This window comes from Mycobacterium sp., from assembly GCF_052143115.1.
Lineage (GTDB): Bacteria > Actinomycetota > Actinomycetes > Mycobacteriales > Mycobacteriaceae > Mycobacterium.
Map to the genome: position 1 here is coordinate 45,305 of NZ_JBKQTQ010000246.1, position 11,479 is coordinate 56,783.

At 63.5% G+C, this 11,479-nt stretch carries 11 protein-coding genes; 10 read left to right on the forward strand and 1 reads right to left on the reverse strand.

Features of this window, described 5'->3' with window-relative positions:
• The first annotated feature begins 82 nt into the window (after positions 1-82).
• The 10 genes from ACLQI9_RS24210 to ACLQI9_RS24255 all read left to right on the forward strand — a co-directional run bounded on the left by ACLQI9_RS24210 (position 83) and on the right by ACLQI9_RS24255 (position 11,011).
• Complete coding sequence (locus tag ACLQI9_RS24210) at positions 83-799, forward strand: MlaE family ABC transporter permease (protein ID WP_442383004.1); 717 nt, start codon at positions 83-85, stop codon at positions 797-799.
• 1 nt (position 800) lies between these two features.
• On the forward strand, positions 801-1,679 hold the full coding sequence (locus ACLQI9_RS24215; RefSeq protein WP_442382960.1) for an ABC transporter permease: 879 nt from the start codon (positions 801-803) through the stop codon (positions 1,677-1,679).
• A gap of 6 nt (positions 1,680-1,685) precedes the next feature.
• Complete coding sequence (locus ACLQI9_RS24220) at positions 1,686-2,912, forward strand: MCE family protein (RefSeq protein WP_442382962.1); 1,227 nt, start codon at positions 1,686-1,688, stop codon at positions 2,910-2,912.
• On the forward strand, positions 2,909-3,949 hold the full coding sequence (locus tag ACLQI9_RS24225) for a virulence factor Mce family protein (RefSeq protein ID WP_442382964.1): 1,041 nt from the start codon (positions 2,909-2,911) through the stop codon (positions 3,947-3,949). Before ACLQI9_RS24220 ends, ACLQI9_RS24225 begins: the two co-directional genes overlap by 4 nt.
• A complete protein-coding gene (locus ACLQI9_RS24230; RefSeq protein WP_442382966.1) occupies positions 3,946-5,499 on the forward strand; it encodes an MCE family protein in 1,554 nt (517 codons plus the stop codon). Before ACLQI9_RS24225 ends, ACLQI9_RS24230 begins: the two co-directional genes overlap by 4 nt.
• Complete coding sequence (locus tag ACLQI9_RS24235) at positions 5,496-7,022, forward strand: virulence factor Mce family protein (protein WP_442382968.1); 1,527 nt, start codon at positions 5,496-5,498, stop codon at positions 7,020-7,022. The genes ACLQI9_RS24230 and ACLQI9_RS24235 overlap by 4 nt, the downstream gene beginning before the upstream one ends.
• A complete protein-coding gene (locus ACLQI9_RS24240; RefSeq protein WP_442383006.1) occupies positions 7,019-8,161 on the forward strand; it encodes a virulence factor Mce family protein in 1,143 nt (380 codons plus the stop codon). The genes ACLQI9_RS24235 and ACLQI9_RS24240 overlap by 4 nt, the downstream gene beginning before the upstream one ends.
• 3 nt (positions 8,162-8,164) lie before the next feature.
• Entirely contained in the window at positions 8,165-9,712 is a 1,548-nt protein-coding gene (locus ACLQI9_RS24245) for a virulence factor Mce family protein (protein ID WP_442382970.1), read from the forward strand.
• A 30-nt stretch (positions 9,713-9,742) separates the two neighbouring features.
• Positions 9,743-10,558, forward strand: a complete 816-nt coding sequence (locus tag ACLQI9_RS24250; RefSeq protein ID WP_442383008.1) for a class I SAM-dependent methyltransferase — start codon at positions 9,743-9,745, stop codon at positions 10,556-10,558.
• A gap of 72 nt (positions 10,559-10,630) precedes the next feature.
• Positions 10,631-11,011, forward strand: a complete 381-nt coding sequence (locus ACLQI9_RS24255) for a DUF427 domain-containing protein (protein WP_442382972.1) — start codon at positions 10,631-10,633, stop codon at positions 11,009-11,011.
• Here ACLQI9_RS24255 and ACLQI9_RS24260 read toward each other — a convergent pair.
• A complete protein-coding gene (locus ACLQI9_RS24260) occupies positions 11,008-11,406 on the reverse strand; it encodes a nuclear transport factor 2 family protein (RefSeq protein ID WP_442382974.1) in 399 nt (132 codons plus the stop codon). The two genes, ACLQI9_RS24255 and ACLQI9_RS24260, sit on opposite strands and share 4 nt — an antisense overlap.
• Positions 11,407-11,479: the final 73 nt, after the last annotated feature.

Here is an 11,479-nt window from a genome sequence, read left to right on the forward strand (position 1 = left end):
AACGACGACGCCGGCCCGGCTCACCGACTACGTGCGTGACCAGCTCGAGCCTCCGCTGGCGACGATCGGCGGCTTCGCCCATATGTGCGTACTGGCCGGAAAAGCGTTGTTTCGTAAACCGTTTCACTGGCGCGAGTGCATCGTCCAGAGCTGGTTCATCACCAGAGTCGCGATGCTACCCACCATCGCGGTCTCGATACCGCTGACGGTGCTGATCGTCTTCACGCTCAACACTCTGCTGGCCGCATTTGGCGCTGCCGACATCTCGGGTGCAGGTGCGGCGTTGGGTGCGGTCACCCAACTGGGTCCGCTGACCACCGTGTTGGTGGTGGCCGGCGCCGGGTCGACCGCCATCTGCGCCGACTTGGGTGCGCGCACCATTCGCGAGGAAATCGACGCGATGGAGGTGCTCGGCATCGACCCCATCCACCGGCTGGTAGTGCCGCGGGTGGTGGCGGCGACCGTCGTCGCCACCCTGCTCAACGGAACCGTTATCACCATCGGTTTGGTCGGCGGCTTCATCTTCGGCGTCGGTCTGCAGAATGTATCTGGCGGTGCATATCTCGCCACGCTGACCCTGGTCACCGGCCTGCCCGAGGTCGTCATTGCGACCATCAAGGCCGCGATATTCGGAACGATCGCGGGCCTGGTGGGCTGCTACCGCGGGCTGACGACAAAGGGTGGCCCCAAGGGAGTGGGCGTCGCCGTCAACGAGACGTTGGTGTTGTGCGTGCTCGCGCTGTTCGCCGTCAACGTCGTGCTGACCACCATCGGCGTGCGGTTCGGGACGGGCCGCTGACATGGCTAATGTTTCAGCAGCCGCTGTTGTACAGGCGCGTTATCCACGCGCTGTCGCGAACTTCAACCACTATGTCGGCGGCACCGTCCGAGCCGTCAACCAGGCCGGGCACCTCACCAGGTTCGCCGTTATCGGCGGCTGGTCGATTGGGTGGGCGCTGCGGCACTATCGCAGGGAGACACTGCGACTGATCGCCCAGATCGGCATGGGTACCGGTGCGATGGCTGTCGTCGGCGGTACCGCGGCGATCGTCGGTTTCGTGACGTTGTCCGGCGGCTCGCTGATCGCCATCCAAGGCTTCGCGTCGTTGGGCAACATCGGGGTAGAGGCGTTCACCGGATTCTTCGCGGCGTTGGCCAACGTACGCGTGGTCACGGCCGTGGTGACCGGTGTCTCCCTCGCGGCCACCGTGGGTGCCGGTGCGACCGCCGAACTGGGGGCCATGCGGATCAGCGAGGAGATCGACGCGCTCGAGGTGATGGGCATCAAGTCGGTCGCGTTCCTGGTGTCCACCCGGCTGATGGCCGGGCTGGTGGTGGTCGTCCCGCTCTATGCGATGGCGCTCGTGATGTCGTTCCTGTCCGGACAGGTTGTCACCACGTTGTTCTACGGCCAGTCGGTGGGCACCTACGAGCACTACTTCCGAACATTCCTGCGCACCGAGGACGTGTTCTGGTCGGGCGCGGAGGTCATCGTCATGGCGGTGATCGTGATGATCACCCACTGCTACTACGGATATAACGCCAGCGGTGGCCCGGTCGGTGTGGGTGAGGCCGTCGGCCGATCGATGCGCTTCTCGTTGGTGTCAACGGTGATGGTCGTCTTGCTGACGTCGCTCGCGCTCTACGGCGTCGACCCGAACTTCAACCTCACGGTGTAGCGGGGCATGACAATTCCCGTGAAAAAGGAGAAGGACCGCAAGCCCCGAACCTGGCCGGACACCTTGGCGGCGGTGGGGCTGTTTCTGGCTTGCGCACTGGTGTTTGCGTTGATATACGGGCAGTTTCGCGGCGACTTCACCGCCAAGACCCGGCTGACGATGCTGGCATCCCGTGCCGGTCTGGTAATGGATCGGGGTTCGAAGGTCACCTACAACGGCGTGAGCATCGGTCGGGTAGCCGGTATTTCCGAGGTCGAGCATCACGGTAAGCCGGCGGCCAAATTCGCGCTCGATGTCGATCCGAAGTACGTCGACCTCCTTCCGGCCAACGTCGTCGCGAAAATCCAGGCGACCACGGTGTTCGGCAACAAGTATGTGTCGTTCACCTCTCCGAAAGACCCTTCGTCGCAGCCGATCACACCCGCGACAGTGATTGACGCGACATCAATCACGACGGAGTTCAATACGGTGTTCCAGACACTCGTAGAGCTTTCGCAGAGCATCGACCCGGTCAAGGTGAACCTCACGCTGAGCGCGGCGGCGCAGGCGTTAAGCGGTTTGGGCGAAAAGTTCGGTCAGTCGATCGTCAACGGCAACAGGATCCTCGACGACCTGAATCCACAAATGCCGGTGATCCGCCACGACATTCAACAGCTTGCGGCTCTCGGCGATGTCTATGCCAACGCCGCACCGGATCTCTTTGACGCGCTTAACAATGCGGTGACGACGGCGCGCACGCTCAACAGGCATCAGGCCGAACTGGACGCCGCGTTGTTGGCCGCGTCCGGCTTCGCCAGCACCGGGGAAGACATTTTCACCCGCAGCAAGCCGTACTTGATCCGCCTCCTCGCTGACCTATCACCGACCGCCCACCTACTCGACACCTACAGTCCGGAGGTCTTCTGCACCCTCCGCAACTTCGCCGATCTTGCCCCGAAAGTTGCGGTGCTGGAAAGCGGCAACCATTACTCGGCGCAGCTCGGCGTTGCGCCTGCCGGAACAGAGAACCCTTACGTGTATCCGGACAATTTGCCGCGGGTGAACGGGCGGGGCGGACCCGGCGGCGCGCCGGGTTGCTGGCAGCCGATCACCCGTGATCTGTGGCCGGCACCGTATTTGGTGATGGATTCCGGCAACAGCATTGCGCCCTACAACCACTTCGAGCTCAGCCAGCCCCTCGCCAGCGAATACGTCTGGGGGCGCCAGTACGGGGAGAACACGATCAACCCATGAAGATCACCGGTACGCTCATCCGGGTTGCGGCTGTCGCATCCGTGCAGTTGTTGCTCACCGCAGTCATCGTCGTGGTGTTCGGTCAGATCCGCTTCGACCAAACCAACACCTATTCCGCAGAGTTCACCAACGCCAGCGGATTACGTGCCGGTCAGTTCGTCCGCGCGTCAGGCGTGGAAATCGGCAAGGTCAAAAAGGTTGACCTGGTCGAAGGGGACAAGCGGATACGCGTCGATTTCTCCATCGACCGCTCGGTGCCGCTGTATCAATCGACGACCGCGGAGATCCGCTACCAGGATCTCATCGGCAACCGATATCTGGAACTCAGCCGAGGAACCGGGGAAAGCGCCGAAAGAGTGTTGCCGCCAGGCGGATTCATTCCGCTATCCCGCACCGAGCCGGCCCTGGACCTCGATGCGCTCATCGGTGGCTTCAAGCCGCTGTTCCGAGCTCTGGATCCGCAGAAGGTCAACACCATCGCCTCATCGATCATCACCGTCTTCCAGGGCGAGGGCGGCACCATCAAAGACATCCTGGATCAGACCGCCCAACTGACCGACCGCTTGGCCGAAAGCGACCAGGCGATCGGTGAGGTGATCACCAACCTGAACACCGTGCTGGACACCACGGTTAGGCATCGAAAGCAGTTCGACGAGACGATCGATAAATTCGAGGTACTCATCACCAGCTTAAAAGACCGGGCCGCTCCCCTCGCCGAGGGGACCGCGCATATCAGCGATGCGGCGGGAACGGTCGCCGACCTGCTGGCCGACAACCGGGCCCTGCTGCACGACACGGTCGGTCACTTGGAGACCGTCGTCGGGCCACTGGTCGAGCAGCGCGACAAGCTCGGTGACATGTTGGGCAAGTTGCCCAACGCGTTCAACATCATCGGGCGTGCCAGCGGTATCTACGGCGACTTTTTCAACTTCTATCTCTGCGACCTCGCCATCAAGGTCAACGGGCTCCAGCCGGGCGGTCCGGTTCGTTCGATCAAGCTCTGGGCGCAGCCGTCGGGGAGGTGCACGCTGCAATGAGAGCGCTGCAACCTGCCAACCGGGTGCGTGTCGGAGTCCTGGCCATCGCTGTGGTAGTGCTCATTGTCGGTGTGGGACAGAGCTTTAGCAGTCTGCCGATGCTGTTCGCCACAGCGAGCTATTACGCCCAGTTCAGCGACTCCGGCGGATTGAGCAAGGGCGACAAGGTGCGCATTCTCGGCATGGACGTCGGCACGGTGCAAGACCTCAAGATCGACGGGGACCACGTGGTGATGAAGTTCTCCACGGGCACGCGCACCATCGGTACCGAGAGCCGGCTGGCGATCCGCACCGACACGCTGCTGGGCAAGAAGGTGCTCGAGATCGAGCCGCGAGGTACCCGGCCGCTGCGACCGGGCGCCGTATTGGCATTGGGGCAGAGCACCACCCCGTACCAGATCTATGACGCGTTCTTCGACGTCACCAAGGCCGCCTCAGGCTGGAACATCGAGACGGTCAAGAAATCGCTGAATGTGTTGTCGGAGACCGTCAAAGAGACCTACCCGCACCTGAGCGCGGCTCTCGACGGGGTGGCCAAGTTCTCCGACACCCTCGGCAAGCGCGACGAGCAACTGAAACACCTGCTCGCGGAGGCCAGGAAGGTGGCCGGTGTCCTCGGCGACCGCAGTAAACAGATCAACGCGCTGCTGCGGAACACCCAGGAGTTGCTGGCCGCGTTCAACGAGCGTGGACGAGCCATTGACGCGCTGCTGGCCAACGTGTCGGCCTTTTCCACCCAGGTGAAGGGTCTCATCAATGACAACCCAAACCTGCACCACCTACTTGAACAGCTGCGGACCGTCACCGACGTGCTGGTTGCGCACAAGAAAGACCTTGCCGACGTGCTGAATACGCTGCGCAACTACACCGCGGCGTTGAGCGAGGCGGTCGGCTCTGGACCCTACTTCAAGGTGATGATCGGCAACTTGCTGCCGTACTGGATCCTGCAGCCGTGGGTGGATGCCGCGTTCAAGAAGCGCGGGATCGACCCGGAGGACTTCTGGCGCAGCGCCGGCCTGCCGGCCTTCAGGTTCCCCGACCCCAACGGCACCCGGTTCCCCAACGGTGCACCCCCGCCGGCGCCGCGGGTACTCGAGGGCACGCCGGATCACCCGGGACCCGCGGTGGCGCCGGGCTCGCCGTGCTCCTACGTCCCGCCGCGGGAACTCCTCCCGCGGCCGGGCAACCCGATGCCGTGTGCGGGTGTCGACCAAGGGCAGGGTCCCTTCGGGCCGAACGGGCCGTATCCGGCATTGCCCGACGTGCTCTCGTCGCCGCCGAAGCCGAACGGCCTGCCTCCGACGCCGGGGGTCCCGGACGCCGGGCGTCCCGGGATGCCGGCGCCGGACGTGCCGGGTACACCGGTGCCGCTGCCGCCTAACGCGCCACCGGGTGCGCGCAGGGAGGGCTTGCAGCCGGCCGGTCCCACTCCGCCGCCGTCGACTTTCGCGCCCGGGCTGCCACCCGGACCCACGGCGCCGCCAGGGCCCGGCCCGCAGCTGCCGGCGCCGTTCATCACGCCCGGAGGAACGGGAGGGAGTAGCCAATGAGCACGATCTTCGATATCCAGAAGCTGCGGCTGCCGCGGCTGTCGCGCGCCGCGGTCATCATCGGATCACTCGTGCTAGCAGGCGGTCTCGTCGCTGCTCTGGTAGGTGCGCAGCTCTACAAGAAGCTGACCAACAACACTGCGGTCGCCTATTTCTCGGAAACCAACGCGCTCTACGCCGGGGACAAGGTTGTCATCATGGGCATCCGCGTCGGCGCGATTGACAATATCCAACCCGTCGGCGACAAGATGAAGGTGACTTTCCACTACGCCAACAAATACAAGGTGCCCGCCAGCGCGCAAGCGGTGATCCTCAACCCCACACTGGTGGCCTCACGAAGCATTCAGTTGGAGCCACCGTATAGGGGTGGACCGGTGCTGGCCGACAATGCGGTGATCCCCGAAGACCGCACTCAGGTGCCGGTCGAGTGGGATGACCTACGCAACAACATCACTCACATCATCAGCAGTCTCGGCCCGACCAAAGATCAGAAGAAAGGGCCATTCGGCGACGTCATCGAATCCTTCGCCGACGGGCTGGCGGGCAAGGGCAAGCAGATCAACAACACGCTGGACAGCTTGTCGACCGCACTGACCACCCTGGACGAAGGCCGCGGGGATTTCTTCTCGGTGCTCCACAGCCTGGCGTTGTTCGTCAATGCGCTGCACAGAGACGATCAGCAGTTCGTCGCGCTGAACAAAGACCTGTCCCAAATCACCGACAGGCTTACCAGTTCCGATCAGGCAGCCGCCAACGCCATCCAACAAACCGACAGCTTGCTGTCCACCGCGAGCACATTCTTGACCGAGAACCGAGAGGTACTAGCACACGACGTCAACAACCTCGGCGACGCCACCACCGCAATCATGCAGCCGGAACCGCGCGAGGGTTTGGAGACTGCGCTGCACATCCTGCCCAACATGGCCGCCAACGTGCTCGCGATCTATGAGCCGGCACATGGCAGCTTGACCGGCGTGGCTGCATTGACCAACTTCGCCAACCCATTGCAGTTCATCTGCAGCGCGATTCAGTCCGGTAGCCGACTCGGCTATCAAGATTCGGCGGAGCTATGTGCGCAATATCTGGCGCCGATCATGGATGCGATCAAATTCAACTACTTCCCGTCCGGAATCAACTTTTTCAGCTCTGCTGACACGTTGCCCAAGAACGTCGCCTACTCCGAGCCGCGTTTGCAGCCGCCGCCGGGCTACAAGGACACCACTGTCCCGGGAATCTTCTCGCGGGATACACCGTGGTCACATCGCAACTCCGAACCGGGATGGATTGTCGCGCCGGGCATGCAAGGGGTCCACGTCCAGCCGGCTACGGCGAACTTGTTGACTGCCGAGTCGTTGGCTGAACTCATGGGCGGGCCCAATATCGCACCGCTACCGCCAGGGCAGAACATGGCCGGACCGCCGAATGCCTACGACGAGAACAACCCGCTGCCACCGCCGTGGTACCCGCAACCGCTGCCGTCGCCGACGGCACGCCCGCCCGCACCGACTGGACCGGGCTCGTGAGGTCGTGGCGGCTGGTGCGCCGCAGAATTTGGCAGACGTTGGCATTGCTGACGGCTACGGTCGTGCTGACATCATGCGGGCACTGGCGTGGTATCGCCAGTGTGCCGTTGCCCGGCGGTCCCGGCAGTGGCAAGGGCTCCTACACCATCTACGTTCAGATGCCTAATTCGCTGGCGCTCAACGGTAATAGCCGCGTATTGGTGGCCGATGTGTTCGTCGGCACCGTTCGCGCGATCAACCTGAAGAACTGGGTCGCGACCCTGACCGTGGACTTGGAGAAAAATGTCAAGCTCCCGAAGAATGCCACCGCCAAGATCGGTCAGACCAGCCTGTTGGGTTCTCAGCACGTAGAACTGGCCGCACCACTGGACCCGTCACCGCAGCTACTGAAAAACGGTGACACCATCCCGCTGGGCAACGCGTCGGCGTACCCCTCCACCGAGCAGACGCTGGCCAGCCTGGCCATGGTGCTGCGCGGCGGCGGTGTGCCGAATCTCGCGGTGATCCAAAACGAGGTCTACAAGATTTTGGCCGGGCGGGCCCAACAGATCCGAGATTTTCTCGGCAAGCTGGACACCTTCGCCCGCGGGCTGAACCAGCAGCGCGACGACATCGGCCACGCCATCGACTCCACCGACCGGCTGCTGTCCTATGTCAGCAACCGCACGGACACGCTGGACCAGGTTCTGACCGAATTCCCGCCGTTGGTGGAGCATTTCGCCAAGCAGCGCGACCTGTTTGCCAACACCGTCGAAACGGTGGGGCGGATCAGTAATGTCGTCGACCAGACGTTGTCGGCGGCGCAGGGCGATCTGCATCAGGATCTGAGTCAGCTTCAGCGGCCGCTCAAGCAGCTGGGCCGTGCCGCACCGTATTTGATTGAGGCGCTGACCTTCTTGCTGTCACCGCCGTTCAGCATCGACAGCGTGCCCAAGATCGTACGCGGCGACTACATCAACGTATCCGGGGCGCTGGACCTCACACTAAGCACGATCGACAATGCAATCTTCACCGGCACAGGGTTTTCCGGAGCCTTGCGCGCGCTCGAACAGTCGTGGGGTCGCGACCCCGCAACGATGATTCCCGACATCCGGTTCTCGCCTAACCCGGCCGACGCGCCCGTGGAGCGGGGTGAGTAAGCGATGTTGACTCGCTTCATCCGCATGCAGTTGATCGTGTTCGCCGTGCTGACGGTGACAGCGCTGGTTGCGCTGGGCTGGTACTACTTGCGCATTCCCAGCCAGCTCGGCGTCGGTCAGTATCGGTTGGTCGCGGAGCTGCCGGCGTCGGGCGGGTTGTATCGCACGTCGAATGTGACCTACCGAGGGATCCAGATAGGCAGAGTCACCAAGGTCGAGCCGACGAAACATGGTGTCCGGGCGACACTGAGCATCGACAGCCGTTACAAGATTCCTATCGATGCATCAGCCAATGTGCACTCGGTGTCGGCGATCGGTGAGCAATACCTGGACCTGGTGTCGAAGGGTAATCCGGGGAAGTTCTTCGAGCCCGGACAAACCATTACCAAGGGCACCGTGCCCAGCGAAATAGGCCCCGCGCTGGACGCCGCCAACCGCGGCTTGTCGGTGTTACCCAAGCGCAAGATCGCGTCGCTGCTGGACGAAACGGCGCAGGCCGTTGGCGGGTTGGGTCCGGCGCTGCAACGTCTGGTCGATTCGACGCAGTCGATCGTCGGTGATTTCCAGGCCAACATCTCCGACGTCAACGACATCATCGAGAACTCCGCACCGATCATCGACAGCCAAGTCGACTCGGGTGATTCGATCGAGCGGTGGTCCCACAACCTCGACGTGCTCACCGCGCAGATCGCACAAAACGACCAACACGCGCAGAGCATCTTGACGAAGGCGGCGCCGACCGCCGATCAGGTCAACGAGGTGTTCGGTGACGTGCGCGAATCGCTGCCGCAGACGTTGGCGAACCTGGAGATCGTTGCCGACATGCTCAAGCGCTACAACAAAGGTCTTGAGCAGCTGATGGTGTTCTTGCCGGAGATCGCCGCGGTCGGGCAGACGTTGGTCGTGTCCGCTCCCGGATCGGTGTTGATGGGTTTCAACCTGTCGATCAATAATCCGCCGCCGTGCATGACCGGGTTCCTTCCCGCGTCGCAGTGGCGGTCGCCCGCGGAAAGCAGCATGGCGCCGCTGCCGTCCGGAACGTATTGCAAGATCCCGCAAGATACTCCGGCCAACGTGGTGCGCGGTGCCCGTAACTATCCGTGTGTCGACGTTCCCGGCAAGCGCGCGGCGACGCCACGGGAGTGTCGCGACAACAAACCGTATGTTCCGTTGGGCACCAACCCGTGGTACGGCGATCCCAATCAGCTGCGGAACTGCCCCGCCCCCGGTGCTCGCTGCGATCAACCCGTCGACCCGGGCAAGGTGATACCGGCGCCCTCGATCAACAACGGGCTCAACCCGGCACCGGCCGATCGGTTGCCGGCACCGCCCCCACCGGTCGACGATCCGCTGCAGCGGCCCGGCTCGGGCACCGTGCAGTGCAATGGGCAGCAACCTAATCCGTGCATCTACACGCCGGCGAGCCCGTCGGCGATCTACGTTCCATCCAGCGGTGAAGTCGTGGGCGCCGACGGCAGCAAGTACACCCTCGAAGACTCGAACCACCTTGGGGACGACGGGTGGAAGGACATGTTGGCGCCCGCCGGCTGAGCTAGCCTCGGGCGAGTGACAACCCAACGGGTGCGCATCGACCTGAGCGGGGCGCCGCAGACGATGCTGGCGACGTTGTACGCCAAGGCGCTGGACGCCGACTTCCAGGAGCCGATTCTGGGTGATCGGTTCGCCAAACAGATCGTCGAGCGCATCGACTACGACTGGCGCAAGACCACTATCACCGCGAGCCGAGCGCCGTCGGTGACTGCCCGCACCGCACACTTCGACGCGTGGACCAGCCAATTCTTGGCCGCGCATCCACAGGCCGTCGTGCTGCACGTGGGCTGCGGTCTGGACAGTCGGTTCTTCCGGCTGCAGCCAGGTCCGGGTGTCGAGTGGTACGACGTCGACTACCCGGAGGTCGCCGCGCTTCGCACCCAGCTCTACCCGGTCGCTGAGCACTATCACGTCGTCGCCGGCTCGGTCACCGATCCGGAGTGGCTGGCCGACATTCCCGCCGACCGGCCGGCGCTGATGGTCGGCGAGGGGCTGACGATGTACCTCACCGAACAGGACGGCATCGCGCTGCTGCGCAGGGTGGTGGGGCATTTCGGCTCGGGTGAGCTGCAGTTCGACGCACTCAACTGGCTCGGGATCAAGGCGCAGGTGCTCAACTCGGTGGTGCGCCGCTCGGGATCCACCTTACGGTGGGCGATCAACGGGCCCGACGACATCGTCGCGGCGGTGCCCGGGGTGCGGCTGCTGGCCTGGCAGCGGTGGTTCGAGTCGGACACCTTCGACAAGCTGCCGCGCTCCGCCAAGCTGATGGGCAAGGTGATGGCGCTGGTTTCGGCGGTGGCCAACATGTCTCAATACCACCGCTACGCATTTGGAACGAACTGACTTTGCCCGCGACGGGAATCTTGCGCGCCGCACGGTGTTGCACCAGTTATCCACACGTGAGGAGATGTCACCATGACCAGTCGGCCTGTTCTGGAACCCACCACCGAGCATCCGATCACGATCAACCCGACCCAGGCGCGGGTTGTCGTCCGTGTCAACGGCCAGGTCGTCGCCGACACACACCACGCGCTGCAGCTGCAAGAGTCCACTTACCCTGCAGTGCAATACATTCCGCTCGAGGATGTCGTGCAAGAGCTGCTCACCCGCACCGACACCAGCACGTACTGCCCGTACAAGGGCGAAGCCGGTTACTACAGTGTGACCACCAGCGCCGGTGACACCGTCGACGACGCGATCTGGACATACGAGCAGCCCTACCCCGCGGTTGCGGCGATCGCCGGTCACGTCGCCTTCTACCCCGACAAGGCCGAGATCACCGTCGAACAGGATTAGGAATCAGCCGGCCCGAACACCTGCGCGGCGAGCCGGGTGTCGCTGTATTCGTGCAACGAGGTGATGAGGCCGTCGTGAGTCTCGAAGATGAAGACGGCGGGGCTGTTGTAGCGCACTCCGTCGGCGGTCTCGCCGTCGGCCTGTGCCTCGATCACCACGCTTTCGCCGTCGTTGAAACATCGGATGAAGTCGAGGCTTACCTCGACCCGGCGCTTGCGCCGCTCGACCTCTCGACGCAGCGCCGCCTTGTCGACCGATTCGGGGCTCTGGATGCTCCAGTAGGTGAAGTCGTCGCTCAGCAGCCCGAAGCATTCGTCGACGTCTGCGCCGTCAGACAGGCACTGCAGGAACATCCACGCCAGTTCGGCCTGCGGATCGTCGAACGGCGTGGTCATGTGGCGCCGCTCCTCAGCATCGCTTCGTCCCCCGCAAGCGGGAGATGCTCCCACTGCATCGTCGCCGGCGCCG

Bases quoted from the DNA above. Each gene is read 5' to 3' on its own strand.
- ACLQI9_RS24210 (WP_442383004.1), top strand. From the start codon at position 83: ATGTGCGTACTGGCCGGAAAAGCGTTGTTTCGTAAACCGTTTCACTGG.
- ACLQI9_RS24215 (WP_442382960.1), top strand. From the start codon at position 801: ATGGCTAATGTTTCAGCAGCCGCTGTTGTACAGGCGCGTTATCCACGC.
- ACLQI9_RS24220 (WP_442382962.1), top strand. From the start codon at position 1,686: ATGACAATTCCCGTGAAAAAGGAGAAGGACCGCAAGCCCCGAACCTGG.
- ACLQI9_RS24225 (WP_442382964.1), top strand. From the start codon at position 2,909: ATGAAGATCACCGGTACGCTCATCCGGGTTGCGGCTGTCGCATCCGTG.
- ACLQI9_RS24230 (WP_442382966.1), top strand. From the start codon at position 3,946: ATGAGAGCGCTGCAACCTGCCAACCGGGTGCGTGTCGGAGTCCTGGCC.
- ACLQI9_RS24235 (WP_442382968.1), top strand. From the start codon at position 5,496: ATGAGCACGATCTTCGATATCCAGAAGCTGCGGCTGCCGCGGCTGTCG.
- ACLQI9_RS24245 (WP_442382970.1), top strand. From the start codon at position 8,165: ATGTTGACTCGCTTCATCCGCATGCAGTTGATCGTGTTCGCCGTGCTG.
- ACLQI9_RS24255 (WP_442382972.1), top strand. From the start codon at position 10,631: ATGACCAGTCGGCCTGTTCTGGAACCCACCACCGAGCATCCGATCACG.
- ACLQI9_RS24260 (WP_442382974.1), bottom strand. From the start codon at position 11,406: ATGACCACGCCGTTCGACGATCCGCAGGCCGAACTGGCGTGGATGTTC.